The organism is Actinomadura nitritigenes (assembly GCF_017573545.1).
Lineage (GTDB): Bacteria > Actinomycetota > Actinomycetes > Streptosporangiales > Streptosporangiaceae > Spirillospora > Spirillospora nitritigenes.
In genome coordinates, this window is the sequence record NZ_JAGEOK010000002.1 from 308,736 (window position 1) to 334,613 (window position 25,878).

The window sequence follows — 25,878 nt, forward strand, 5'->3', positions numbered from 1 at the left end:
GCCCGCCGTCCCGGGCGCCCTCGCAGGTCAGGCGGACGAAGTGTCCTGCCCCTTCCTGACGATGCCGAGCTTGGTGCCGAGCCACACGACCGGGTCGTACTTGCGGCCGACGACCCGCTCCTTCATCGGGATCAGCGCGTTGTCGGTGATCTTGATGTGCTCGGGGCACACCTCGGTGCAGCACTTGGTGATGTTGCAGAACCCGAGGCCGTGGTCGTCCTGCGCGATGTTGCGCCGGTCCGCCTGGTCGGCCGGGTGCATCTCCAGCTCCGCGATCCGCATGAGGAACCGCGGCCCGGCGTACTCGGGCATGTTCTCCTCATGGTCGCGGATCACGTGGCAGACGTTCTGGCACAGGAAGCACTCGATGCACTTGCGGAACTCCTGCGAGCGCTCGACGTCCACCTGCTGCATGCGGAACTCGCCCGGCTTCACCTCGCCCGGGTCGAACGAGGGGATCTGCCGCGCCTTCTCGTAGTTGTACGACACGTCCGTCACGAGGTCGCGGATCACCGGGAACGTCTGGATGGGGGTGACGGTGATCGTCTCGTCCTCGGTGAAGGTGGACATCCGCGTCATGCACATCAGCCGCGGCATGCCGTTGATCTCCGCCGAGCACGAGCCGCACTTGCCGGCCTTGCAGTTCCACCGGACGGCGAGGTCGGGCGCCTGCGTGGCCTGGAGGCGGTGGATGATGTCGAGGACGACCTCGCCCTCGTTCACCTCGACCGTGTAGTCCGTCAGCTCGCCCGCGCCGTCGTCGCCGCGCCAGACCTTGAACTTGGCCTCGTAGCTCATCGGTCGCCCTCCTCGTTCTCCTCGGCGGACGCCTCCGCCTCCTCGGCGGACGCCTCCGCCTCCGCGGCGGCACCCTCCGGCTCCACCGGATCGGCGACCACCTCGGCCGGCAGCTCCTCGGCCGTGAGGTACTTCTTCAGCTCGTCGGTCTCGAACAGCGCCAGCAGGTCCTCGCGCATCGGCACCATCGGCTGGCGCGTCAGCTCGACGTGCGGGGACGACGGGTCCCCGGCCAGGCCGCAGACCAGGTTGACCTTCCGCCACTCCGCCGACATTCCCGGGTAGTCGTCGCGGGTGTGCCCGCCGCGGCTCTCCTGCCGCTCCAGCGCCGCCTTCGCGACCGCCTCCGACACCAGCATCATGTTCCGCAGGTCCAGCGACAGGTGCCAGCCCGGGTGGTAGCCGCGCCCGTCGTCGCCCACCGCGACCGGCGTGACGCCGACGTTGGCGACCCGCTCGCGGAGCTTGCCGAGCGCCTCGATCGCCTGCTGCAGCTCCGCCTCCTTGCGGATGATGCCGACCAGGTCGTTCATCGTCTGCTGCAGTTCGGCGTGCACGGCGTAGGGATTCTCGCCGTCCTCCCGCTCGAACGGCGCGAGCGCCTCGGCGACCGCCGCCTCGATCTCCGCCTCCGGGACGCCGGGACGCTCGGGCAGGGCGTCCACGTACTCCGACGCGCCGAGCCCGGCGCGTCGGCCGAAGACCAGCAGGTCGGACAGGGAGTTGCCGCCGAGCCGGTTCGAGCCGTGCATGCCGCCGGAGACCTCGCCGGCCGCGAACAGCCCCGGCACCTTCGCCGCCCCGGTGTCCGGGTCGACCTCGACGCCGCCCATCACGTAGTGGCAGGTCGGGCCGACCTCCATCGGCTCCTTGGTGATGTCGACGTCCGCCAGCTCCTTGAACTGGTGGTGCATCGACGGCAGCCGCCGGACGATCTCAGCGGCGCCGCCCGGCATCCGGTCGACGACGGTGAGGAACACCCCGCCGTGCGGCGATCCCCGCCCGGCCTTCACCTCGGAGTTGATGGCGCGGGCCACCTCGTCGCGCGGCAGCAGCTCCGGCGGCCGCTTGTTGTTGTCGGGGTCGTCGTACCAGCGGTCGCCCTCCTCCTCGGTGGTGGCGTACTGGTTCTTGAAGACCTCGGGGACGTAGTCGAACATGAACCGCCTGCCCTCGGAGTTCTTGAGGACGCCGCGGTCGCCGCGCACCGACTCGGTGACGAGGATGCCCTTCACCGAGGGCGGCCAGACCATGCCGGTCGGGTGGAACTGCACGAACTCCATGTTCAGCAGCGTCGCGCCGGCGAGCAGCGCCAGCGCGTGCCCGTCGCCGGTGTACTCCCAGGAGTTCGAGGTGACCTTGAACGCCTTGCCGATGCCGCCGGTCGCCAGCACCACCGAGGGCGCCTCGAACACCACGAACTTGCCCGTCTCGCGGACGTAGGCGAACGCGCCGCAGATCCGGTCGCCGTCCTTGAGCAGCCGCGTCACGGTCGTCTCGGCCCACACCTTGAGCCGGGCCTCGTAGTCGCCGTGCTCGGCGTGGTCCTCCTGCTGCAGCGCGACGATCTTCTGCTGCGCGGTGCGGATCAGCTCCAGGCCCGTCCGGTCGCCGACGTGTGCCAGCCGCGGGTACTCGTGGCCGCCGAAGTTCCGCTGGCTGATCTTGCCGTCCTTGGTGCGGTCGAACAGCGCGCCCCAGTGCTCCAGCTCCCAGATGCGCTCGGGCGCCTCCTTGGCGTGCAGCTCGGCCATCCGCCAGCTGTTCATGAACTTGCCGCCGCGCATGGTGTCGCGGAAGTGCACCTGCCAGTTGTCGTTGGGGTTGACGTTCCCCATCGCGGCGGCGGCGCCGCCCTCCGCCATCACCGTGTGCGCCTTGCCGAACAGCGACTTGGAGATGATCGCGGTCTTCTTGCCCTGGAGGCGGGCCTCGATCGCCGCCCGCAGCCCGGCGCCGCCGGCACCGATCACCACGACGTCGTAGGCGTGCCTCTCGATCTCAGTCATGATCCTTTGGCCTCAGTTGAAGATGCGGGGGTCGGAGAAGACGCCGCCGGCCACGAACGCGACATAGGCGTCGGCCACCACCAGCGAGCCCAGCGTGATCAGGGCGTAGGTCCCGTGGTTCTGGTTGATCTTGGAGACCCACCCCCACATGCGGTACCGGAAGGGGTGCTTGGAGAAGTTCTTCAGCCGCCCGCCGACGATGTGCCGGCACGAGTGGCACGACAGCGTGTACAGCCACAGCAGGACCACGTTCGCGACCAGGATGATCGTGCCGAGGCCGATGCCGAACCCGCCGTCCTTGCCGTGGAAGGCGCGGATCGCGTCCCAGGTGTTGATGACGGAGATGAGGAACGCGGCCATCCAGAAGTAGCGGTGCAGGTTCTGGCCGATGAGGGGGAAGCGGCGCTCGCCGGTGTACGTGCCGTGCGGCTCGCGCACCGCGCAGGCCTGCGGCGACGCCCAGAACGAGCGGTAGTAGGCCTTGCGGTAGTAGTAGCAGGTCAGCCGGAACAGCAGCAGGAACGGCAGCGTGATGATCGCGAAGGGGATGAAGCCCCTGGTGCCGGCCGGGAGGAAGGTGCCGAACTCCGCGGCGTCGCCGGTGTGGCCGTTGACGGTGACGTTGTTGCAGATGTCGTTCAGGCAGGGCGAGTAGAACGGCGTCAGGTAGTGGTACTCGGGGACGTAGAACGCCGCGCCCCAGAAGGCCCTGACGGTCGCGTACACCACCCACGCCGTGAAGATCACGAACGTCGTGATCGGATACAGGCGCCAGTTGTCCCTGCGGAGCGTGCGTTCCTTGATCTGGGCGCGCGACTTGGCCGGCGCCTCCATAGTGCTCATCGATCGCTCTCCTGAGCTCGGGTCGTCGTGTCCCCGTACCACGGTCTGAGCGCACTCGCGCGGCCGTCGCGCCCGGCCTGAGGCGCCGTCCCGCATGCGCGCGGTGACGCCTCGTGTGCGCTTCCAGCGAAGCGACCCTACGCCTTCCCACAGGAGCTGTGACATACATAACAGCCAGACCCGCATGTGACCCTGACCACAGACTTTAGCCGCCCAAAGGCGATACGGCACCGCCCGCTTCCCATAACCAGTCGTTATGGCCCAGCGGAATCGAGACGAGCACGCCGCGGCATGACCGGACGGCCATCGCGCCGATGGAAGCGCGCGGGCGGCCGGTGAACGCGCTCAGTGACCGCGGGCGTCCCGGATGATCCGCGCGTAGTGGGCCTCGGCCTCGCTCGTGCGGCCGTTGCCGTACACGCGGAGCAGTTCCGCCAGATCCGGGAAGCGGTCGCCGATGAGCGCGGCGGCGGCCTCGATCTCGGCGGCCGAGGCCACCTCGCGCAGCAGCGCCTGGACGAGCCGCGCCGGCTGCTCCGCGTGGACGGGCGCGCCGTCCGCCACTCCGGCGCCCTGCGGCGCCCCGTCGGACGGCCGGTCGGCGGAGGCGCCGACCGGGACGCGGCCGGACGCCGCGACGCGCAGGCCCGAGGTCGTCGCGGCCGACTCGGCGCCGATCGCCTCCAGCCGCTCCTTGACCTCCGCCGCGCCCAGCGCGCCGAAGCCCGGGTCGGCGGCGAGCTCCTCGGCGGCCAGCAGCCGGTGCAGGACGGCCGGGTTGCTGATCTTGGCGCGCTGCGCCGACATCAGCTGGGAGAGCATCGGCGCGGACAGGCCGAGGACGCCGGCGAGCGCCGACTGCGACAGGCCGAGGCGATCCAGGAGCCGGCGGACGCGGTCGCCCAGCGGCTCGCCGTACCACTCGGTCTGAAGCGCCCGGTTCCGGACGACCGTCTCCGCGGCAACGCCCATTTTCGCCGCCCCCCTTGACTGTTCACAGTTGCAAACGCTAGATTCTCGAACGCAATGACGCCCTCTGGGTTCGCCACCATGGTGCCACGGTAAGCGATCTTTGCATATGCGACGAAACGGAAAGGGCAGTACATGCGCCTGTCACACCGCCTGGCCGCGACGGCGGCGGCCGCACTCCTGCTCGCCGGCGCGATGGCCGGCTGCTCCACGTCCGACGGCGGCTCGGGCGGCGGCTCCGGCGGCTCCGGCGGCTCCGGCCGCGCCGCGCAGGGATCGCTCGGCAAGGCGTTCGTCGACCGCTTCGACAAGCCGGTGGCCAAGGCCACCTTCGACAGCCCGATGGCGCCCGGCGCCAAGGTCGACATCGCGGTCATGGGCCTGCGGGTCAAGGGCCGGCTCGCCACCCTCACGCTCCAGTGGACCCCGCACGTGACCGGCAGCTCCAACAACCCGACCCCCTACCGCCTCAACGGGGAGCACGGCCTGGACGCCTCGCTGATCGACTCGGTGAACCTCAAGCGCTACGTCGTCGTGTCCGACTCCGGCTACCGCAACCTCGAGAGCGACGTCGTCCTGACCAACCTGCCGAACGACCAGGCCACCCTGACGACCCACACGTTCGCCGCGCCGCCGGCGAACGTGAAGAGCATCGACGTCCAGCTCGGATCGTGGCCGGCGTTCCGCGACGTCCCCGTCGAGAGGTGAGCGGCGTGCGCCGGACGATCGCCGTCGCGGCCGCCGTGCTGGTGGCCGCCTCAGCCTCCCTCTCCGGCGCCGGCCAGGCCGGCGCCGACACCGACCCCGTCGTCCCCGACGGGAACATCACCGCGTCCGTCAAGACCATCGACGCGGCCGGCGCGGTCCGCGCCATCGACCTCACCCGGGCCGTCGTCCCGCTCGAGACCGAGGACGACAACGGCTCGCAGGTCACCGTGCACATCTCGGCGGACGTCCTGTTCGACTTCGGCAAGGCCGAGCTCACCGACGCCGCCCGCCGCCGCATCGCCGACCTCGCGCCGCGCCTCCGCGACGCGCGCGGCACCGTGCAGGTCTCCGGCCACTCCGACTCGATCGGCTCCCCGTCCTACAACCTCGACCTCTCGCAGCGGCGGGCCGATGCGGTCAAGGCCGAGCTGGCCAGCGCGCTCGGCGGCACCTCCCTGCGGATGGAGGCCAAGGGATACGGCGAGACGCGTCCGATCGCCCCCAACCTCGTGGGCGGCAAGGACAACCCGTCCGGGCGGGCGAAGAACCGCCGCGTCGACATCACCTTCGACAAGGCGTGACCCTCGCCCGCGCCCGGTCGCGGGGCGAGGGCGCCGACCCGCTCCGCCGGCGGCACGGCGCCCGGTCGCGGGTCAGCGGGGGTGGGCGGGCGGCGGGCCGAGATGGTCGAAGATCTGCAGCGGTTCCCCGTCGAGGGTGAGCGCGGGGAACCGCAGGTCCGTGCGGTGGGGGGCGAGCGCCCGGCGCGCGGCGTCGGCGTCCTTGAACCGGCGCGCCGGATCGGGGTCGCACAGATGGGACAGCACCGTCCACAGCATCGGCGGCACGCCCGCGGGCCGGGCGCCGATCCGCTGGCGCGGCTCCGGGTCGCCCGCGCCGGTGAGCATCCGCCAGCCCACCATGCCCACCGCGTACAGGTCCTGCCGGGGCCCGGGACGGTTCCAGTCGAGCACCTCCGGCGCCAGGTAGCCCGGCGTGCCGACCGTGAAACCCGTCGTGGTGAGGCGCAGGCCGTCGTCGCCGAGCGCGATCCCGAAGTCGGCGAGCCGCACGTGCGGCGCCCCGACCGGGCTCGGCTCCAGCAGCAGGTTCGCCGGCTTCACGTCCCGGTGGACGATCCCGGCCCGGTGGATGCGGCTCAGCGCGACCAGCACCTGGTCCAGCACCTCGGCGGCGTACTCCGGCGGCAGCCGCCCGTAGTCGCCGAGCAGCGTCTCCAGCGACCCGCCGCTCACCAGGTCCATCGCCAGCAGCACGTCCTCACCGGCCATGCACGACGCGTACGGGGTCACCACGTGCGGATCCGCCACCCGCAGCGCCTGCTCGCGGATCGCCCGCAGCACCGACGTCCGGCCCCCGCTCCGCACGAGCTTCGCCGCGCAGTACCGCCGTTCCGCCCGGTCATAGGCCCGCCACACCCGGCTCGTCCCGCCCGCGCCGATCCGGTCGAGCATGGTGAAACGGCCGCCGACCACCCACGCCTCGTCCACGGACGAGATCGTACGGAAAACGCGGCCGCAAGGGATTCGAGCCACAATTCCGCCGAAGATGTCAACAGAACGGGCGTATCGCGCATCCAACAAGAAGACGTACGTGACTTCCGCCCCCCTGCCTAGACTGACGAACCTCCCAGACCACGCGCCCCGGACAGGGCCCGCCCGAAACTGGACGAATGAGCGACACAGACCCCGGCCGCGAAGACCTCGCGGGGGACGCCGCCGCCCACAGCAGCACCGCCTCGCCCCACGACGACACCGACGCCGACGGGACCGCGCCGCCGCGCGCCCTGGCGGCGCGGGCGCGCCGCCGCAGGTTCCTGCGCTGGACCGCGATCGGCGCGGCGGGCGTCGTCCTGCTCGGCGGGGCCGGAGCGGCCTGGCTCTACCACGACCTCGTCGGCGGCATCGACCAGAAGCACGTCGGCGGGCAGCTCGGCGGGAACCGGCCGAAGAAGCTCAACAAGTCGCTCAACATCCTGCTGCTCGGGTCCGACACCCGCGCGGGCGACAACGCCAGGTACGCCGCGGACGGCGTCACCGGCGCCCGCTCCGACACCGCGGTCCTGCTGCACCTGTCGCCCAACCGCGACCAGGCGGTCGGCATCAGCTTCCCCCGCGACTCGATGGTGAAGATCCCCGAGTGCGAGAAGGACGGCGGCGGCACCGTCCCCGCGCAGTTCGGCATGCTGAACTCGGCGTTCTCCCTGGCCGGGCCGACCTGCACGTGGAAGACCCTGGAGAGCCTCACCGGCATCCACATCGACCACTTCGTGCAGGTCGACTTCTCCGGCTTCAAGCGGATGGTGGACGCGCTCGGCGGCGTCGAGATCTGCGTCGACAAGCCCGTCGACGACCCCCGCGCCGACCTGCACCTGAAGGCCGGGAAGCAGACCGTCAAGGGCACCCAGGCCCTCGGCTACGTCCGCGCCCGCTACTCCCTCGGCAACGGCTCCGACCTCGAACGCATCCAGCGGCAGCAGAAGTTCATGGCGGCCGTCGTCGACAAGGCCACCAGCGGCTCGGTGCTCACCGACCCGGCGAAGACCTACAAGTTCCTCAAGGCCGCGACCAAGTCGCTGACGACCGACGACGGCCTCGACCTCGCGACCATGAAGAAGCTCGCGGACGGGCTCAAGGGAATGGACGCCGGGAAGGTCCGGTTCGTCACGGTCCCGGTCGAGGGCTACGCCCCCGACCCCAACCGCGTCCAGTGGAACCAGGCCGAGGCCAGGCCGCTCTTCGACGCGATCCGGCACGACAACGACCTGCCCGCCGAGCCGGCGAAGCCCGCCCCCGCCGGGCAGGCCCCGCCGGCGCCCGGCAAGGTCGGGGTCACCGTCGTCGCCGCGGGCGCCCCGAAGGCGATGGTCCAGCGGGTCGTCGAGCAGCTCGGCAAGCGCGGCTTCAAGGTCGCGAAGAGGACGGAGAAGGCCGCGCCCGCCGCCGAGAGCCGGCTCGTCTACAACCCGTCCGCCGAGGCCCAGGCGTCGGCGCTGGCCCGCGACGTCCCCGACGCGCTCCTCACCGCCGACGGCTCCGCCCCCGCCGGCGGCGTCCGCCTCGTCCTCGGCAGGAACGGCGTGCACTTCACCCAGCAGACGCTCAACAAGATCACCGGAGGGGTCAAGGCCGGCCAGAAGAACCCCTGCGCGTGAGCACCGCTACCCGGCGGCCGCGAGCACCCCGACGAGCGTCCCGACGAGCATCGACGGCCCGAACGGGAACTCGCCCTTGCGCGTCCGCCGGACGATCAGCACGCCGACCGCGATCACGCCGCCGACCAGGTAGGTGACCAGCAGGCCGGTCACCCAGGCCCGCGCCCCGAACCAGCCGAGGCACAGCCCGAGCACCCCCGACAGCTTGACGTCCCCCAGCCCGATCCCGGACGGCACCGCGAACGCCTGCACCGCGTAGAGCGCGAACATCGCCGCCATCCCGATGAGGGCGTGCTCGAAATGCCGCCACCCGCCGCCGGTGAACGGCGCCGCCACGGCCAGCAGCGCCGCCACGGCGCCGTAGGAGGGCAGCGTGAACCGGTCGGGCAGCCGCTTGACCTCGACGTCGATGAACGCCAGCAGGGTGCCGGCCGCCGCGAGGTACAGCAGCGCGCCGAGGACGGCGTGCGCCCCCACCCGCCACCCGGTCACCCCGAAGACGGCCGCCGTGACGACCCCCATGGCCGTCCGCCGCGTCCACGGCACGCCGCCGGTGAACGGCGCCGCCAGCGGGGCCAGGAGGAGGCCGGCGGCGAACCCGGCAGGGAGCAGCACCAACGCGACCATCGCACCTCGCCCATTCCGGCACTCTGAGGGAGCTTCCGGCACGATAACCCGCCCCGCACGCCGGTGCGCGCGAACGCGCGCGCCCGGTCACCCCACCGGGCACTGCCGCGGGTCGTCGCAGATCTTCAACGCGGCCGACTGCTGGAACAGCTGATGGATCTGCCTCGGGTCGCGGATCTGGTACGCGGCGCCCCCGGTGGCCTGCGCGAGCCGCTGGAGCGCGCCGACGTCGACGCCCGGCCCGAAACCGAGCCCGACGACCTGCACCGGCCGGCTCGCGTCGTACTCCGCCCTCAACTGCGCCAGCAGCGCCTGCTCCGACAGTCCGCCCGCGAAGTCGTTCCTCCCGTCCGTCAGCACGAGCACGATGTTGATCGCGTCGCCGCGGTAGCCGGCCTTGACGCTGCGGTAGGCGGCGAGCACCGAGTCGTACAGGCCGGTGTCCCCGTCCGGCTTCGCCCGCATCCGGCCGAGCGCCTGCTGCATCGCGGCGCGATGCGTGAGCCCGCCGTCCGCCGCGCCGAGCCGTCCCACCGGGACCAGCTCCCTGTACGGGAGCCGCCCGTCCATCCCGGTCGAGAACGCCCACAGCCCCATGTCGGCGGAGTCGGGCAGCAGGGACATCCCCTTCTCCACCTCGCCCGTCGTCACCGCCATCCGCGACCGGCCCGTCCCCTGCACCTGCTCCAGCATCGAACCGGACACGTCGATCACGGTGAGCATGCGGGTGCCGAGATGCATCCGCCGCCACATCTCCAGCGCCTCGCTGACCGCGCCCGGCGCCGGCGCGGCCGTCGCGGGCACCGCCGACAGTCCCGTCACCGCCGACAGGGCCGGCGCCGCGCCGCCGCCCGCCGGACGCAGACCCGCCTTCGCCAGCGCGCCCGCCCCCGCCCGGGACCGGACCTCCGCCAGGAACCGCCGCGCCGCCTCCGCCTTCCTCCCCGGCGCGGCGACCAGCGGAAAGTCCAGGCTCATCGTGCCGTCCGCCGGCAGCACCGCCCGGACCGGCGCGCCGCCCGCCACCGCGTGCCGCCAGACCGTCTGCTCCGGCACCGCCAGCACGGGCGTGCTCCCGCCGCCGAACCGCACCAGCCCGTCGAACGCCGCCGCCTCGCCCTGCGCGGACCCGTCCACGCTCTGCGCGGACTGCAGGATCCCGGCGAACCCGGCGATCGCCCTGTCCCCCGTCCCGGCCGCCTGCTTCGCCATCAGCAGCGAGATCATGCCGGCCGCGCTCTGCTCCGGCGCGAGCAGCCGCAGGGACGCGTTCCCGCCCGGCGCCATCGCCCGCCACGCCAGCGCGCCCGGCGCCGCGTCCCTCGCCACCGCGAACACCACCGGCGAGTTCGCCACCGAGCCGATCGGCCTCGGCAGCGCGGTGCCCGTCCGCTCGGCGGTGCGTCCCGCGATCTCCAGCCAGAGCGACGAGTCGAGGACATAGGCGTCCGCCCGCGCCTGCGCGGCGGACCTGTCCCCGCCCAGCGCCAGCGCCATCGCCGACGACGGCAGCGTGTTCGTGGACACCTCGACGCACCGCCCGCCGACCTCATGGTCCGCGTCGTTGAACTTCTCGGCCAGCGCGGTCACCGCGGGCGCCACCGCGGGATCGGCCGCCACGCTCAGCGCCAGCCGTCCCCCGCACCCCCCGCCGCCGAACGACTTCACGCCGACCAGCACCGCGACCGCCAGCACCGCGGCGACGCCCGCGATGAGCACCGGCGGAGGACGCCGCGGACCTCTCCGGCGCGCCGGAACCAGCGTCCGCGGCCCGCCCCTCACCGGCGCCGCGAACCGCGGACCCCCATTCGCCACCGGGCCCCCGCCAACGACGACACCGGCCGGCGGCACCGCCCCCTGCGCCGGGACGCCCCCGCTCACCTGCCCGAACGGCACAGCAGGCCCGGACGGACCGACCTCCGGCACGGATTGAGCCGTCCCCTCGAAGGGCGTGGGCCGCGGCCCAGGCCCCGGCGCCCCGAACGGCGCATGCACCCCAGGAGGAGTAGGCGCGGTCAAGAACGGCACGTCCGCCTGGCGGCCTCCCTCCGGCGCCGCAGCGACCCACGGACCAGACGACACAGCCGGGGGTTGCTGCGCAACAGGCGTAGACGGCGGGGAAGCGGCCGACCATGGCGCAGGTACGGGCGTTCCGGGCGACGACTCAACGGACGCCGCCGGGCTCGGCTCGCTGACAGGCGCGGAAGGCGTCGGTGCGTCCGACGAAGGCTCCGTGGCAGACGGCCCACCTGGCACCGCCGGGTTCGGCTCAACGGCAGGGGCGGCGGCAGATGGGCTGGCTGGCGCAGCAGAGGAATGTTCAGCAGCAGGCGTAGGCGGCGCCGAAAGAGCGGGAACGGCCGACCACGGCGCGGGCACGAGCATGGAGGGCGGCGGCTCGACGGGCGCTGCTCGGCTCGGCTCGGCGGTGACGGGCTCGGGCGGCGGCGCGGGGGCGTTCGTCGGCGGTGCGGCGGCGGTCAGCTCGGCGGGCGGCGCCGGGCTCGGCGCCGGCGGGCTCGGCGCAGCCGAGGGCGTGGGGGCGGGGTCGACGGCGGGCTGGGGTGGGGTGGGAAAGCCCGGGAGGTCCAGCGGGAGAGGCGGGAGGTCGACACCGTCTTCAGGAGGCATGGTGCCGTCAGTCACCTTCTCGGCCGTGAACGGCCGAGCTTGGTAGCCCGGTCTTCACGCCTCGTCGCGCTCCCCGTCCCACTGGCTGTGGTGCTGGGGGCGCATCACCCCTCCCCCGCCTGGCCCGGGTGAGCTGGTCGTGGGGGATGGGGTCGGGCATGGTGACAAATGCCCACGCCGTGCGCGCCCGGTTGCGGATGTTCACGGCGGCGATGTCGTCGGCCAGGCCAGCGAGCCCGCACGCGACGCAGCGGAACCGGCCCCGGGTGGGGCGGTTCTTCTTCGAGACGTGCCCGCACCAGCGGTTCGGGCAGCCCTGCGAGCTGTAGGCCGGATCCACCTGCAAGAACGGCACCCCGGCCCGGCGGGCCTTGTATTCCAGGAAGCCGCCGAGCTGGTGGAACGGCCAGGTCGAGAACGTGGCCCGCTGGTGCCGCCTGAGCCGGACCCGATCAGCGATCCCGTCGAGCTGTTCGACGGCGATTCCGCGATCGGTGCGTTGGGCATCGGCCACGATCTGCTTGGAGATGATGTGATTGGTGTTGGTGGCGTGCCGCGTCTCACGCTGCTTGCGCTTTGCCAGCCGGCGCGCGGCCGACCTCGATCCGGCCGCCTTCTTGGCCTGCAGTTCGGCCCGCCGCCGCGCCTGGGCCCGCCGGTACCGCTTCAAACCCTGGCCCTGGAAGTTGGCCCCATCGGAGGTGGTGGCCAGGTTCTCGATCCCACGATCCACCCCGATCCAGTCCACCGGATCACGGTTGAGAGGTTCCTCGGGGACCTCGCAGGTCGCGATCAGGAACCATTTCCCCTCCCGCAGCACCAGGTCCGATTCACCTCGGCGGTGCTCGGCCAAGGTCTTCAGGTGAGACGGCTCGCCGGTGTAGGCAATGCCTCGCAGGCGACCGTGAACCGTCCAGATCGACACGGTTCGCGCGTCGCACTGCCACGACAGGCAGCGATCATCAAACGGTTGCGCGGCGTCCGGCCGGAATGTGATCGGCTTTGACTCGGCCTTATCCCGCCGCTTCGACCGCTCCGGGCCCAGCATCCCGGCGTCGATCAACGCGTGCAGTGTGGTGTAGGCGTCGGCGGCCTTCCGGATCACATGCAGCGCCGGTTGAGCCGACAATCCCAGGGCTTTCACCTGGTGATACAACAGCTTTTGCAACCCGGCACGGGAGAACACCCGCTGCCGGTAGGCCACCATGGCGACCTGGTTGGCAGCCTGGTTGGCGATGCGCAAGGTCGCGGCCAGCGCCACCGCCTGCTCTGCGGTGGGCAGTAGCTTCACTTGCACCACCAATTTCATGGCCACCAATCTACCCTCTGCTTACTCTGGAACCAGCAGAAACGACCGATTGGACGGCACTGACGCGCCGTACACAAGGGAAGCGATTCCTTCCCGGCCGTGAAACGGCCGGGATTTTTCGTTAGAACCCTATTGAAACGAGAGGTGGGGCCGGAGCACATGGGTCTCGAGGCCCAATCGGGGACCCAATTCAGTAGAGCGATGTGCTTTCGCGGGCGGTCCGGCGCAGGCCGAGGAGGGTGCCGGCGGCGAGGGCGCAGAGGGGGGCGAGGACGTTCAGCGGCGGGGCGACGTGCTCGACGGGGCGGAGGTTGGCGAGGACGGCGGGGACGGCCGGGCCGAGGGCCGCGAGGAGCGGGAGGAGCACGGGGCCGGACACGCCCGCGCGGCGCAGGCGGGGCGCGGTGAGGCGGGCGGCGAGGAAGCCGATGGGGAGCTGCACGAGGGCCGCCGCGGCGGCGGACGTCCAGTAGAAGGCGTCCGAGGACGCGAGGGAAGGTGCGGCGAAGGCGGCTGCCGACACGACGACGGCGAGCGCGGCGAGGACGGCCAGGGCGGCGGCCGCGGTGAGCAGCACCGTCGTGGCGGCGCGGCGGCGGTCGGGCATGGGGCTCCTTCAGCGGGCGGCGAACCAGGTGACGACGGCGCCGGTGAGCAGGACCACGGCGGCGGCCGTCCAGGCGGGCGCGGCGCCGAGGTCGAGGCGGGCGCGCACGGGGTCGCGGGGGTCGTAGCGGACGGTCACCGGGTCGGACGGCCTGCGGCGGGGGCGGCCGGACTCGGTGATGACGTGGTCGCGGCCGTCCGCCGAGGTGAAGCGGACGGTCAGCGTGTACTCCCAGCCGGACGGATCGACGCCCTCGCCTTCGCAGGCGAGGACGGTGCCGGCGGCGCGGGCGGGGGTGCGGCGGCGGGCGGCGGCGTCCGCGACGACGATGAGCGGCGCGGCGACGAGCAGGATCGCCCCGGCGGCCGGCAGCGCGGCCCGGCTCACCGGGGCTAGGTCCAGGAGGTGCAGCGCGGCCCACGCGGCGGCGGCCGCGACGGCGAGGATCAGGGCGCGGCGTCTCATCGTCCTTCCCTCAGCCGGAACGATCCGAGGATCGCGGGGACCCGGGCGGCGGCGGTACCGCCGTCGGGCGAACGGATCATGAATTCGAGCAGGGTCCGCCGCTCGGTGAGGACGTAGAGGCCGGTCAGGTGCATGGGGGTGCGGGTGCCGTCGGTCGAGGTGATCGTGTAGCGGGCCTCGACGCGGCGCGCGTCGGCGCCGTCGAGCGCGGTGCGGCGCGCGGCGGTGAGGTGGTAGCCGTTCAGCAGGGCGAGGCCGCGGAACTGGGCCAGCCGGCCGTCGAGCTCGCCGGTGAAACGGTCGCGGCGGCCGAGGTGGATCTGGCCGTCGTCGACGCCGGACGGCAGTTCCGGACCGTCGACGTCGAGCGTGGGCGCGCCGCTCTCGTCGGTGCCGCCGTGCGGGGCCCAGCCGGCCGGATAGGCGAACGCGTAGGCGTCGGAGCGGTACTCGCGGAAGCCCGCCGGGACGGGCGGCGGGTCGTGGTGCGCGGAGCAGCCCGCGACGAGGGCGAGCGCGGCGCAGGCGGTCAGCCGAGGCAGCGCCGCCACGGCACCCACCCCTCTCCCGGCTTGTAGTACTGGGCCCCGGTGAGGGTGTTGACCTGGTGTTCGGTGGAGCTCTCGAACAGTCCGCCGAACTTGCTCTTGCCGCCGGCCTCGCCCTTGACGTCGAGCTTGCCGGTGTCGCCGCCGACGTCGTAGGTCAGCCGGGACATCCGCCCGCCGCCGCCGTCGAAGTAGCGGTCGAGGGCGCCGTCGTCGCCGGTCCGCTCGTAGTCCTCGAACGCCTGCCGGTCCTGCGGGTCGGTGTAGTCGAGGGTCTTGTCGGTGACGGTGCGCTGGGAGCTGAGGATCCACTGCTTGCCGGCGGTCAGCTCGCCCTTGTCACCTTCGAGCGAGCCCTTGGCCTTGCCGTCGGCGCGGAAGTAGATGACGTTCTGGGAGTTGCCGGTCTTTGTCAGGCTGATCGGGTTGCCGTCCTTGTCCTCGGTGTACGCCCAGGTGGTCTGGCCCCGGTGCTTGACGTTCAGGCCGATGTTGGGGTTGAGCCGGATCTGCCCCTTGATCTTCTCGACCTCGGCGGGCGACAGCTCGACGCCCTTGCCGCCGAGCCGCCTGCCGATCTCGTCGACCGCGAGGGCGAGCGCGTCCGCGGCGCCCGCGGCGGCGCGTTCGCGGGTGCCCTTGGGCAGGACCTTCCAGACGTCGCCGAGGTCGACGAGGGCCCCGATCTCCCCTTCGCCCTTCTCGGTGTAGTAGGTGGTGCGCTGCCCGGTCTCGTGGTCGGTGCGGGTGCCATCGATCAGCCAGCCGCGCGCCTTGAACGGCAGTTTCACCTTCCACAGGTTCAGCTCGCCCTTGAACCCGCCGGTGGGGCCGCCCTCCTGGTAGTCGGCGGACGGCTTCCTGTCCGGTTCGCTGCCGCCGATCCAGCGGTCGTAGTACTTGCCGACCCACGGGGTCTTGCCGATGAGCCAGGAGAATCCGCCGGTGAGGGGATTGGTGCGGACGACGAATTTCGCGGTGTTCCCGATGCGGTGGTCGACGAGGTCGTCGAAGAACTTCTTCGCGCCCTTCTCGTCGTCGAAGGAGTAGACCGTTCCATTCGTGAACTGCCCGCCGCCCCAGATGCCGATCTTGCCGAATCCGAAGCCGAAGTCGGGACTGGCGGCGGCCCCTTCACCCCAGGTGAAGTCGGTGACCTCCCAGGTGGTCCTCCCGTCCGCGCCGACCTTGCGGGTGAGCTGGACGGTGCCCCGGCTGTTGGTCCGCACGTTGATGCGGGTCGGGATCGTCACGGTCTCTTCGAGGTATTTCGTCTCGATGCCCGTCGTGCACGCGGTGGTGGGCTCGTCGGGGTCGGTCCGGCCGCCGTTCCCGCCGCCTCCCGCGCAGGCGTCGCCGAGGTGCATCCGGTGCAGCGCCCGGCAGACCGCGTCACTGGTCTGGCCTGGGACGCCGAGGACGAAGAGCGAGGCGCAGACCGCCGCGACGAGGGCCAGGATCCCGGCGTACTCCGGGACGGACGCGCCGCGGTCGGCGAGCCGGTCCGGGCTGCGCTGCTGGGGGGACACGCCTCGCAGGCTCGCACGCGGGATTCCGTCGCGAATGAGCCCGGGGACCCAAATACGGACCCATTCACGGGCCCGTTTTCCTTCCGTTCTCGGGCGCGTTACCTGGGCTTCTCATCAGCCCGCGTAGGGACGCCGGAAACCGATGTTCCCGTCGTAGGTGTAGAACTTCACGACGTCGCCCGTGTGCGGCGCCTCGATCATCGTGCGGGTGGCGCGATCGACGACCATGCCGACATGTTCGGGGCCGCGCGGGCCCATATTGAAGAACACCAGGTCGCCCGCCTTCTCCTGGCCGGCCTGAATGCTCTGCCCGAACCTCCACTGGTCGTAGGTGACGCGGGGGATCGAGATTCCCGCCGCGCGGTACGCCATTTGCACGAGCGACGAGCAGTCGCAGTTCCCCATGGTCGCCACTTTCGGGTTCGGCGCCGTGCAGGTCCCGCCCCACTGGTAGGGGGTGCCGAGTTGCGCCTCGGCGAAGGCGATGGCGCGCCGGATCATCTCCGGAGTCCCCGCCGGCAGCGGGCCCGGCGGCGGCATCGCGCCGCCGTATCCGATGTTCCGGTACGGGAACCCGTTGTAGGCGACGTCGCTCTCCTTGTCGACGAGCCGGAGCTTGAACGTCTTCTTCACGGCGGCCGCGTCGCCGCCCGGCCATGCGACGGTGCCTTCGCAGACCAGCCGGGCGGGGGGCGTCGGCTGCTCCTCGGGCGCGGACTCGCCCGGCGGGACCGGGGAGAACTCGTAGGTGCAGTCCGGCACGGCGAGCCGGGCGATCGCGACGGCGTTGCCGACCCGGCCGATGCCCCTGTCCCCCTTGGCGTCGGTGCACAGATGGCGGCCGTGGCGCAGGTCGTCCTTCTCCTGCTCGGTGAGCTCGCCGTCCTTCTTGAGCTGGCAGTCGGCGGTGACGGCCTTGACCTTGGCGTACGTGCCGTCCAGCCCGGTGAGGTGCACCTCGCCGTTCAGGCGCGTGCCGTTGTCGCGGGCGTAGCGCCCGGCCGCGTTCCGCGGGGCGTCGTCGGCGAGCAGCCAGGCGCCGAGGCCCGCGGGCGGCGTCCCGGACAGCGCCATCTCCGCCAGCCGCAGCCGGAGCGGTTCGAGCGCGCCGAGGGCCGCGGCGTCCGCGCCGCGCTGCGCCCGGCTGCGCATGTCGCCGGCCTGCGCGACGCGGCCGAACAGCAGCACGGCCGCGACCAGGCACAGCGCCATCCCGACGACGAGGACCGAGGTGGCCGCGCCCTCGTCGCCCCGCCGGGCCTCCCGGTTCATCGCGCGAACCAGCCGCCGAACAGGATGCCCGTCAACGCGCCGGCCAGCATGAACGGGCCGTACGGCAGCTCGTCCTTGCGCCCGGCGCGGCCGAGGAGCAGCCACGTCACGCTGTACACGCCGCCGTACAGGAAACCGGCGACCACGCCCGTCACCCATGCCGCCTCACCGAGCCACCCGAGGTACAGGCCGAGGACACCGGCCAGTTTCACGTCGCCGCCGCCCATCGCGTGCGGCAGCAGGAAGCGCTGGACGAAGTAGAAGGCCCACAGCACCGCCATCCCGATCAGGGCGTGCGCGAACCGGAGCGCGCCGTGCGCGGTGAACGGGACGGCCGCCGCCAGCAGCGCCGCGCCCGCGAAGTAGGACGGCAGCGTCAGCGGGTCCGGCAGCCGCCGGACCGCGGCGTCGATCACCGCGAGCAGGACGCCGACCACGCCGAGGTAGGCGAACGCCACGGAGTCCGCCCGTCCGCCGAGCCGGACCGCCAGCGCCGCGAGCACCGCGCCCGTCAGCACCGCGACCCCGGCCCGGGCGCGGGGCGTGAGCGGCCCGCGGTAGGCGGCCGTGACCGGGGCGCACAGCCACCCGGCGGCCGCTCCCGCGACCGCCGCTCCGGTGGCCGCGGCCTCGCCCATCAGGTGTCGCCCTTGGCGCCGCCCGGGTCGCCCTCGAAGATCTGCTTGAGCGCGTCCTGGACCGCCTTGGTGACCGTGTCGACGATCCCGAGGCTGTAGAGCCCCGCGATGATCGCGGCCACCAGGATCAGCATCCCGGCCCACTCGAAAATGTCGGCGCCGCGGTCGTCGGGGTCCTTGAGCCGTTCGACGCGGTCCCGGAAGAAGAGCGCGGTCCGTTCGCCGCCCGACCACATCGACAACCGGGCGCGCACCAGGGCCGGAAGCAGAACGTTCATCATCGATTCCCTTTACCAGCAGATGCCGAGAACACAGGTCTTGTCGTTGCCCTTGTCGCCGCCCCCGCCGCCACCGCCACCGCCTGGGTCGCCGGAGAAGATGCTGGTGAGCGCGCCCTTGACGCCGTTCGTCGTGGTGTCGACGATGCCGAGGCCGTAGAGGCCGGCAATGACGGCGGCCACCAGGATCAGCATCCCGGCCCACTCGAAGACATCGGCCCCGCGATCGTCGCCCAGAACCCTTTTACGCACCGATTCGAGGATCATCGGCGTCCTTTCCAGATGGCCTGTCCACCGGCCGGGAACGTTCGCCCGTCCGTTTTACGACCACCAAAATATGGAGCGGGCGCCGCCATTCCCAGGGCCCGCCGTCCCAATCGGCGGCCCGGGCGGGTGGGCCCAGGGGCCGGGGGCCGGCCCGCGGCCGCGGCACGGGTCACCGGGCCCGCCCCAGATCACCGGCCGTGCCGATCCAGCGGGCGATCGCGGCGCCGCGCGAGGTGACGCCGAGCTTGGCGTAGATGCGGTTGACGTGGTTCTTCACCGTCTTCTCCGCCAGGAACAGCCGCGCCGCGATCTCCCCGTTGGACGCGCCCTGGACGATGAGCCGCATCACCTCCGCCTCCCGCGCCGACAGGCCGAAGCCCCCGTGCGGGGCGTCCGGCGGCGTCCGGGGCTCGGCGGGCGCGGACGCGGCGGTCTCGGACGTTTCCCGGACGGCGCCGACCAGCGCGGACACCGCCGCGGGCGACAGCGGGTGCGCGCCGCCGACCGCGCCGTGCACGGCCGCGATCAGCTCGTCCGCGGTGAACGCGCCGTGCACGAGGTAGCCGGTCGCGCCCTTGCCGAGCGCGGCCCGCACGGTGCCGGGGTCGTCGGTGTAGGTCAGCATGAGGACCCGGGCCAGCGGGCTGATCTCCGCCACGGCGGCGACGCCGTCCATGAGCGGCATCCGCACGTCCAGCAGCACCAGGTCAGGGCGGAGCCGGGCGGTGAGCTCCACGGCGCGCCGCCCGTCGCCCGCTTCGCCCGCGACCTCGATCCCGTGCGCCTCCAGCAGCGACACCAGGCCGGAGCGGACCACCACGTTGTCGTCGGCGACGAGGACCCGCGGCGCGCCCATTCAGCCCACCTCCGCGGGCCGGTCCGCGCCGGCGGGGTCGGCCGGCGCCGCCGCTACGCGGACGAGGAGGGTCGTGCCCTCGCCCGGCTCCGAGCGGACGAGCGCCGTCCCGCCGGCCCGTTCCGCGCGCTCGTAGACGCCGACCAGGCCGTAGCGGCCGCGGCGCGCGTGGTCGGCCGGCGATGCCGTGCGGAACCCGCGCCCGTCGTCGCGGACCGTCAGGACGACGTCGCCCGCCGCCCGCGCGAGCCGGACGGTCACGTTCGCGGCGTCCGCGTGCCGTTCCACGTTGGCGAGGGCCTCGCCGAGGATGGCGAGCACCTCGTGGCGCGAGCGCTGCGGGAGCCGGGCGTCCGCGGCGACGTCGGCCTGGACGGTGACGCCCGTCCGGGCCGACCAGGCGGCGCAGGCGGCGCGGACCGCCTCGGGCAGCGGCGCCGCGGCGGTGGCGTCGCGCAGATCGGTCAGCAGGCCGCGCGCCTCCCGGGACGCGGTCTCGGCCGCGTCCGCCAGCCGGGCCGCCTCCCGCTCGGCGCGCTCGGGCGCGGTGCGGATCCACGCGGGCAGCGCGCACGCGGCGAGCGCGACGCCCCGCAGCGTCTTGGCGAGCGAGTCGTGCATCTCCCTGGCCAGCCGGGCGCGTTCCTCGGCGGCGGCGGCCGCGCCCTCGGCGACGACCCGCGCGTCCTCCGCCGCCGCGTGCTCCTCGAACAGCCGGCGCAGCGCCACGCCCGCGAACCCGACGAGCGGGTAGTAGGCGGGCTGGCTGGCCAGCGCCTGGAACGTGCCGACGTCGGCGTGCGGGACGGCGAACGTGACGAAGTACCCGGCGATCTGCACGACGGACACGATCAGCATGCCCGGCCACCGGTACAGCAGCCCCGCCGCCGCCGCGGTCGCCACCGTGGACAGGAAGAACGGCCCGGACGGCCCGCACACCGCCAGCACCGCGAACCCCACGCACAGGTCGAGCGCGACGAGCAGCGGATGGTCGAGCAGCCGCGGGACGATCCGGTCGACGTGCCGGGAGACCAGCCAGGACAGCAGCCCGACGCACGCCACCATGACGAACGTCGCGACCGTCAGCCCGCGCACCGCGAGGACGAGCAGCGTGATCGCCGCCATCAGCGTCCGCACCTGCATGAGGAGCCGGAACGCGGCGTCGATCCGCGACCGGGCCCGCGCGGCCTCGCACGCCCCCGCGCCGGGACCCGGGGCGGGGTCAGTGACCGAGGACGGCACCGAGATCAGCTCCCGAGCTGTAGAAGAGCGCGCCGAGCACGACGAGGATCAGCGCCGGCAGGGTGAGGGCGGTGGTGACGGCGGTGACCTGCGGCGTCGTCCGCTGCGCCTTGCGCCGCGCCCACTGCGCCGACTCGCGGCGCATGTCGGTGGCGATGTCGATGAGGGCCGTCGCGAGCGGCGCGCCCAGCTCCTCGGCCTGCAGGACGGCCGTGACGAACTGGCTCAGCATCTCCGACCGGTTGCGGCGCCGCAGATCCTCGAACGCCTCGCGGCGGGACGTGCCGAGCTCCATCTGCCGCAGCGCGATCGTGAACTCGTCCGCCAGCGGCCCCGGCATGCTCTCCACGACCCGGGCCAGCGAGTGCCGGAACCCCATGCCCGCCGACACCGTCACGGCGAGGACGTCGAGGAAGTCGGGCATGCCGCGCTGCATCTCGTCGCGGCGGCTGCGGGCGCGGCCGAGCAGGAACAGCTCGTTCTGGAAGATCCCCGCGAGGCAGATCAGCCCCATCGGGACCTGCCCCGCGGCGAGCAGCAGCACCCCCAGCGAGCCGAACAGGACCGCGTACCCGGCGGTGATGCGCGCGTACGACTCGACCGTCATGCCGCCCGGACGGCCCGCCGCGTCGATCCGCTCGCGGATCCGGCGGTGCCAGGGGGCGAGCGCGGTCATCAGGGGGCGGCCGAAGGGCCGGCCGAGCCGCCCGGCCAGCCGGTTCAGCCCGAACACCTCGCCCCGGCCGGGCCGCGCGGCGGGCGCCGGAGCGGACGCGGCGAGCGCCGACCCCGCCACCCGCTCCCCGCCGGTGAGCAGGACGAAGCCCCAGGCGCCCAGCAGCACGCTGAGCCCGGCGCCGCCCGCCAGCACGAAGATCATCTGGTCACCTCACACGTCGATCCGGGTGATCCGGCGGATGACCACCAGGCTGGCCGTGAACAGCCCCGCGCCGGCCGCGAGCATCAGCTGGCCGGTGAGGTGGGTGCTCATCTCGCGCAGCGCCCCCGGCTCGATCTGGTTGATCATGGCGATGCCGGCGACGCCGAGGATCCCGACCGCCCAGTTCGACACCACCGCCTGGCCGAGGATCGTGCGCACCTCGCGGCGGATCTCCTTGCGGTCCTCCAGCGTCCCGGCGATGCTGCGCAGCGCGGTGACCAGCGACCCGCCCGACCGCGCCGACACCAGCAGCGTGCTGACCAGCACGCCGAGCTCCCGGGACGGCAGCCGGCCCGCCAGGTCGCCGAGCACCGCCTCCAGCGACTCGCCGAGCCGCAGCCCGTCGGCGGCGCGGCGCAGCTCGGTGCGGGCCGGGTCGTCCAGCTCGTCGGCGGCCAGCGCGATCGCGGTGCGCAGCGACAGCCCGGCCTGCGCGGCGTTGGACAGCACCCGCGCCAGCTCCGGGAGCTGCGCGACGAACTCCTCCTTGCGCCGCTCCTCCCGCCGGCGCAGGTAGCCGAAGAACACGAACCCGACCGCGACGGCGGCGGCGACGCCGAACACCGGCCCGAGCAGCCGGCCGATCAGCACGATGGCGGCGAGCCCGCCCGCGACGATCGCGAGCAGGAACGTGGAGACGCGCATCGCCAGGCCCGCCGCGGCGATCCGGCGGGCCAGCAGCCGGCCGAGCTCGGTGCCGCGCAGCCGCCGGTCGAGCCGGACGAGCGGGCCGTCGGGCGGCGCCTCCCCGTCCAGCCGGGACCGGACGGTGATGCCGCGGCGCAGCTCCCGGCCCGCGGCGAACTCCCCCACGCCCCAGACGGCCAGGACCCCCGTGACCGCCATCAGCAGCACGATGACCGGCAGGCTCATCGCCACTCCTCCTCCTCGGCCCGGACACCGAACGCCGGCGGGACGCCCTCGCCGGCGTGGAACAGCCGGGTCGCCAGCGGCGCGGGCAGCGGACGGTGCCGGAACTCGCCCCGCACCATCCGGTCCGGCCCGATCGGCAGCGACTCGAAGTTCATGATCGGCTCCAGCCGGAGCCGCTCCCCGCGCCGCGTCGCCACCGCCGCGATCTCCACGATCCGGCGCGATCCGTCCGGGCCCCGGCCGAGGTGGACGATCACGTCGACGGCGCTGTCGATCTGGTCGCGGATCGTGTCGAACGGCAGCTTGACGTCGCTCATGCTGGCCAGCGTCTGCAGCCGGTACACCGCGTCCTCGGTGGAGTTGGCGTGCACCGTCACCATCGAGCCCTCGTGGCCGGTGTTCATGGCCTGGAGCATGTCGAGGGTCTCGCCGCCGCGGACCTCGCCGACGATGATCCGGTCCGGGCGCATCCGCAGCGCGTTGCGGACCAGGTCGCGGATCGTGATCCGGCCCTTGTCCTCGATGTTCGGCGGGCGCGACTCCAGCGGCACCACGTGCTCCTGCCGCAGCCGCAGCTCCGCCGAGTCCTCGATCGTCACGATCCGCTCGTGGCCGGGGATGAACGCTGACAGCGCGTTCAGCATCGTCGTCTTGCCCGTCCCGGTGCCGCCCGAGATGACCAGGTTCAGCCGGGCCCGGACGAGCGCGGCCAGCAGCAGCCCCGTCGGCGCGTCCAGGCTGGCCCGCGCGGCGAGCTCCTCGATCGTGTACGAGCGGGGGAACCGGCGGATCGTCAGCACCGGCCCCACCAGCGACAGCGGCGGGATGATCACGTTGACCCGCTCGCCGCCCGGCAGCCGCGCGTCCACCATCGGGCTCGACTCGTCCACCCGGCGGTTCACCTGCGCGACGATCCGGTCGATCGTCTGGTACAGCTGGTCCTCGCTGGCGAACGCGGTGTCGACCCGCTCCACCCGGCCCTCCCGCTCCACGAACACGTGGTCGGGGCCGTTCACCATGATCTCGGTGACGGTCTCGTCGGCCAGCAGCGGTTCGAGCACGCCGAGGCCGAGCGCCTCGTCCACCACCCGGCGGACCAGCGCCGCCCGCTCCCCCGGCGACAGCACCGGCCCCTCGCGGCCGACGATGTGCCCGGTGACCTTCTCCAGCCGGGCGCGCCGCTGCGCCAGCCCGAGCAGCGCCAGCTCGTCGAGGTTCACCTCCTCCAGCAGCCGGCGGCGCCAGTGCGACACCCCGGCGCGGCTCGCGGCGGTGCCGTGGAGCCGCTCGTCCTCCAGGCGGTCCCTCAGTCCCATCGGCTCACCCTTCCGGCATCGTGACGGTGCGGGTCACGGTGTAGTCGAGCGGGACGCCGCGCCACAGCAGCGGCACCTTCGCCCGGACGGTGCAGGACACGCCGTCGCCGCCGGCCTCGCCGCCGCGCAGCACCCGCTCGTTCAGCCAGCCCGGCAGGGCCGCGGCCGCCGCCGGGACGCAGGCCGACGCGTCCTGCCGCATGGCCGCCACGCGGGCGCCGGTCCGCGCCGCGTTCTCCACCCGCTCGACCGTCACGGACGCCATCAGCGCCTCGAAGCAGACCAGCACGACCGCCAGCACGATCGGGAGCAGCGCGGCGAACTCGACGGACGCGGTCCCGCGGTCGGCGGCGGGACCAGCGGTCAGGGCAGCGCCGGGGGCGGGACCCGCGGTCCGGGCGGCGTCGGGGGCGGGCACGGCGTCACCCGCCCCCCGCGCCCTCGTCGACGATCCTGGCGCGGGTGGTCAGCCCGAACGTCGACGACCAGCCCGGCAGGACCGCCGGGACGTCCACCGTCACCTTCGCGTACCCGTCCTCGACGCCCAGGTGCAGCACGTCCTCGCCGCCCCACGGGCCCGCGACCCGCGCCACGGCGCGGCGCCGCACCTCCTGCCTCGCCTCCGGGGTGTCATAGCCGACCACGGCCACCGCCCGCGCCGCCTCGTCCGCCGCGTGGCTCGCGTACATCGAGGTCAGCCCGGTCAGCAGCGCCTGCCAGCAGAGCAGCAGCACCAGCCCGACCAGCGGGACGATCGCCGCGAAGTCCACCGACGCCGCGCCCCGGTCGCGCGGGTCCTCCCGCGCCCCCGGCTCGTCCAGCAGGCCCGTCTCGCGGACCAGCCCGCTGATCGCCTTGCGGAAGTCGGAGCTCTTCACCGCCTCCGGCGAGCCGGTGTTCGACGCGTCCTCCAGCGCCCGGTACACCGCCGGGACCGTCGTCCCGAGCAGCCCCACGCCGACGATCTTCGCGGCAAGGTCCGGCTGGATCTCGTTGCGGCGGTCGTGCCGGTTCAGCAGGACCACGGTGTCCTCCTCCTTGCGGACCCGCAGCCGCCCCCACATCTTCACCAGCCGCTTCGCGCCGCGCAGGGCGGGCAGGTCCGGGGTCGCCGCGATCACCACCCGGTCGGCCAGCTCCACCGCCATCGCGCTCGCCTCCGACAGCTGGGCGCCGCAGTCGACGATCACCACCTGGTACCGGGCCCGCAGCGCGGCGAGGATCTGCCGGGTCGCGCGGGCCGGCACGTCCTCGGCCCGCTCCCCCTCCGCCGGGGCCGGCAGCAGGTGCAGGCCGAGGCGGTGCACGAACAGCGCCTCGGCGAGCGTCGGGCCGTCCAGGTCGTCGGCCGCCCCGACGAGGTCGGCGATGCTGCGCCGGTGCACGACGTCCAGGTAGCCGGCGGCGTCGCCCTTCTGCAGGTCCAGGTCGACCAGGCACACGCCGCGGCCCGCCGTCGCCGCCGCCACGGCGAGATGCACCGCGATCGTCGTCGCGCCCGTCCCGCCCTTGGCGCCGCACACCGCCAGCACCGTCCCGACGCGGCCGGGCGGCGGGCCGTCCTCGGACGAGTCGAAGTGCCGGCGCATCGTCCGGGCCCACTCCGCCGCCGCCTCCACCCGGCCCTGCAGCTCCGACAGCGTCGGCTCGGTCGAGATCACCCCGCGCGCGCCCGCCGCCATCGCCGCGCCGAACGTCTCCGCCGTCGCCTCCTCCGCGATCAGCACCACCGGCAGGTGCGGGTGCCGGACGCCCAGCTCGCGGATCAGGTCCAGCGCCGGCAGCGGCCCGAGGGCCTGGTGCAGCAGCACCACGTCCAGGCCGGGCGCGCCCGCCGCCGCGCCCACCACGTCCCCGGTGCTGGTCTCCACCCCGGCGACCTCGACCGCGCCAAGCTCGCGGAACTGCGCGTTCAGCAGGGACGCCAGGTCGCGGTCATCGGTCGCCAGCAGCACCCGGACGGGCCGTCCGGTCACGG

26 protein-coding genes are annotated in these 25,878 nt (G+C 73.3%); 3 read left to right on the forward strand and 23 right to left on the reverse strand.

Annotated elements, in window-relative coordinates; genetic code table 11:
- Positions 1-27 precede the first annotated feature (27 nt).
- The 4 genes from J4557_RS03775 to J4557_RS03790 all read right to left on the reverse strand — a co-directional run bounded on the left by J4557_RS03775 (position 28) and on the right by J4557_RS03790 (position 4,622).
- A complete protein-coding gene (locus J4557_RS03775) occupies positions 28-798 on the reverse strand; it encodes a succinate dehydrogenase/fumarate reductase iron-sulfur subunit (RefSeq protein ID WP_208264918.1) in 771 nt (256 codons plus the stop codon).
- A complete protein-coding gene (locus J4557_RS03780; protein WP_208264919.1) occupies positions 795-2,807 on the reverse strand; it encodes a fumarate reductase/succinate dehydrogenase flavoprotein subunit in 2,013 nt (670 codons plus the stop codon). The genes J4557_RS03775 and J4557_RS03780 overlap by 4 nt, the downstream gene beginning before the upstream one ends.
- 12 nt (positions 2,808-2,819) lie before the next feature.
- Positions 2,820-3,650 carry a succinate dehydrogenase subunit SdhC gene (sdhC, locus tag J4557_RS03785; RefSeq protein WP_208264920.1) on the reverse strand — a complete coding sequence of 277 codons (831 nt, stop codon included), beginning with the start codon at positions 3,648-3,650 and terminating at the stop codon, positions 2,820-2,822.
- A gap of 345 nt (positions 3,651-3,995) precedes the next feature.
- Entirely contained in the window at positions 3,996-4,622 is a 627-nt protein-coding gene (locus tag J4557_RS03790; RefSeq protein ID WP_208264921.1) for a helix-turn-helix domain-containing protein, read from the reverse strand.
- A 132-nt stretch (positions 4,623-4,754) separates the two neighbouring features.
- On the opposite strand from J4557_RS03790, the gene J4557_RS03795 reads away from it, so the two are divergent.
- Complete coding sequence (locus J4557_RS03795) at positions 4,755-5,327, forward strand: hypothetical protein (RefSeq protein WP_208264922.1); 573 nt, start codon at positions 4,755-4,757, stop codon at positions 5,325-5,327.
- 5 nt (positions 5,328-5,332) lie between these two features.
- Positions 5,333-5,908: an OmpA family protein gene (locus J4557_RS51520; protein WP_208264923.1), complete on the forward strand. Its 576-nt coding sequence runs from the start codon at positions 5,333-5,335 to the stop codon at positions 5,906-5,908.
- Positions 5,909-5,980: 72 nt separating this feature from the next.
- On the opposite strand, the gene J4557_RS03805 is transcribed toward J4557_RS51520, so the two are convergent.
- Positions 5,981-6,838 (reverse strand): serine/threonine-protein kinase, encoded by an 858-nt coding sequence (locus J4557_RS03805; RefSeq protein WP_208264924.1) that lies wholly within the window; start codon positions 6,836-6,838, stop codon positions 5,981-5,983.
- Positions 6,839-7,020: 182 nt separating this feature from the next.
- On the opposite strand from J4557_RS03805, the gene J4557_RS03810 reads away from it, so the two are divergent.
- Positions 7,021-8,502: an LCP family protein gene (locus J4557_RS03810; protein WP_208264925.1), complete on the forward strand. Its 1,482-nt coding sequence runs from the start codon at positions 7,021-7,023 to the stop codon at positions 8,500-8,502.
- Positions 8,503-8,508: 6 nt separating this feature from the next.
- Here the strand turns inward: J4557_RS03810 and J4557_RS03815 are convergent, their stop codons facing one another.
- The 18 genes from J4557_RS03815 to J4557_RS03900 form a co-directional block, all read right to left on the reverse strand.
- Positions 8,509-9,129 carry a prepilin peptidase gene (locus tag J4557_RS03815; RefSeq protein WP_243775209.1) on the reverse strand — a complete coding sequence of 207 codons (621 nt, stop codon included), beginning with the start codon at positions 9,127-9,129 and terminating at the stop codon, positions 8,509-8,511.
- Positions 9,130-9,216: 87 nt separating this feature from the next.
- Positions 9,217-10,848 (reverse strand): substrate-binding domain-containing protein, encoded by a 1,632-nt coding sequence (locus tag J4557_RS51525; protein WP_208264926.1) that lies wholly within the window; start codon positions 10,846-10,848, stop codon positions 9,217-9,219.
- A gap of 919 nt (positions 10,849-11,767) precedes the next feature.
- The gene (locus tag J4557_RS03825) at positions 11,768-13,069 is read right to left on the reverse strand and encodes an RNA-guided endonuclease InsQ/TnpB family protein (protein WP_243775210.1); all 1,302 of its coding nucleotides are present in this window, start codon (positions 13,067-13,069) and stop codon (positions 11,768-11,770) included.
- Between the two features lie 190 nt (positions 13,070-13,259).
- A complete protein-coding gene (locus J4557_RS03830) occupies positions 13,260-13,676 on the reverse strand; it encodes a hypothetical protein (protein ID WP_208264927.1) in 417 nt (138 codons plus the stop codon).
- Between the two features lie 9 nt (positions 13,677-13,685).
- The gene (locus tag J4557_RS03835) at positions 13,686-14,141 is read right to left on the reverse strand and encodes a DUF3592 domain-containing protein (protein WP_208264928.1); all 456 of its coding nucleotides are present in this window, start codon (positions 14,139-14,141) and stop codon (positions 13,686-13,688) included.
- A complete protein-coding gene (locus tag J4557_RS03840; RefSeq protein ID WP_208264929.1) occupies positions 14,138-14,692 on the reverse strand; it encodes a hypothetical protein in 555 nt (184 codons plus the stop codon). Before J4557_RS03840 ends, J4557_RS03835 begins: the two co-directional genes overlap by 4 nt.
- A complete protein-coding gene (locus tag J4557_RS03845; RefSeq protein ID WP_208264930.1) occupies positions 14,671-16,218 on the reverse strand; it encodes a hypothetical protein in 1,548 nt (515 codons plus the stop codon). Before J4557_RS03845 ends, J4557_RS03840 begins: the two co-directional genes overlap by 22 nt.
- A 114-nt stretch (positions 16,219-16,332) precedes the next feature.
- Positions 16,333-17,490 (reverse strand): C40 family peptidase, encoded by a 1,158-nt coding sequence (locus tag J4557_RS03850; RefSeq protein WP_208264931.1) that lies wholly within the window; start codon positions 17,488-17,490, stop codon positions 16,333-16,335.
- Positions 17,487-18,128 (reverse strand): prepilin peptidase, encoded by a 642-nt coding sequence (locus J4557_RS03855; RefSeq protein ID WP_208264932.1) that lies wholly within the window; start codon positions 18,126-18,128, stop codon positions 17,487-17,489. The genes J4557_RS03850 and J4557_RS03855 overlap by 4 nt, the downstream gene beginning before the upstream one ends.
- Positions 18,128-18,406, reverse strand: coding sequence for a hypothetical protein (locus tag J4557_RS03860; protein WP_208264933.1), 279 nt, complete (start codon positions 18,404-18,406; stop codon positions 18,128-18,130). The genes J4557_RS03855 and J4557_RS03860 overlap by 1 nt, the downstream gene beginning before the upstream one ends.
- A 12-nt stretch (positions 18,407-18,418) precedes the next feature.
- Positions 18,419-18,673 (reverse strand): hypothetical protein, encoded by a 255-nt coding sequence (locus tag J4557_RS03865; protein ID WP_208264934.1) that lies wholly within the window; start codon positions 18,671-18,673, stop codon positions 18,419-18,421.
- Between the two features lie 169 nt (positions 18,674-18,842).
- Positions 18,843-19,529 (reverse strand): response regulator, encoded by a 687-nt coding sequence (locus J4557_RS03870; protein WP_208264935.1) that lies wholly within the window; start codon positions 19,527-19,529, stop codon positions 18,843-18,845.
- Positions 19,530-20,771, reverse strand: a complete 1,242-nt coding sequence (locus J4557_RS49270; RefSeq protein ID WP_208264936.1) for a sensor histidine kinase — start codon at positions 20,769-20,771, stop codon at positions 19,530-19,532.
- Positions 20,752-21,651, reverse strand: coding sequence for a type II secretion system F family protein (locus tag J4557_RS03880; RefSeq protein ID WP_208264937.1), 900 nt, complete (start codon positions 21,649-21,651; stop codon positions 20,752-20,754). Before J4557_RS03880 ends, J4557_RS49270 begins: the two co-directional genes overlap by 20 nt.
- Before the next feature lie 9 nt (positions 21,652-21,660).
- Complete coding sequence (locus tag J4557_RS03885) at positions 21,661-22,584, reverse strand: type II secretion system F family protein (protein WP_208264938.1); 924 nt, start codon at positions 22,582-22,584, stop codon at positions 21,661-21,663.
- Positions 22,581-23,900: a TadA family conjugal transfer-associated ATPase gene (locus J4557_RS03890; protein ID WP_208264939.1), complete on the reverse strand. Its 1,320-nt coding sequence runs from the start codon at positions 23,898-23,900 to the stop codon at positions 22,581-22,583. Before J4557_RS03890 ends, J4557_RS03885 begins: the two co-directional genes overlap by 4 nt.
- Before the next feature lie 4 nt (positions 23,901-23,904).
- Positions 23,905-24,318 carry a TadE/TadG family type IV pilus assembly protein gene (locus tag J4557_RS03895; RefSeq protein ID WP_208264940.1) on the reverse strand — a complete coding sequence of 138 codons (414 nt, stop codon included), beginning with the start codon at positions 24,316-24,318 and terminating at the stop codon, positions 23,905-23,907.
- 4 nt (positions 24,319-24,322) lie between these two features.
- Positions 24,323-25,876, reverse strand: coding sequence for a CpaE/TadZ family protein (locus J4557_RS03900; protein WP_307799361.1), 1,554 nt, complete (start codon positions 25,874-25,876; stop codon positions 24,323-24,325).
- Positions 25,877-25,878 lie beyond the last annotated feature (2 nt).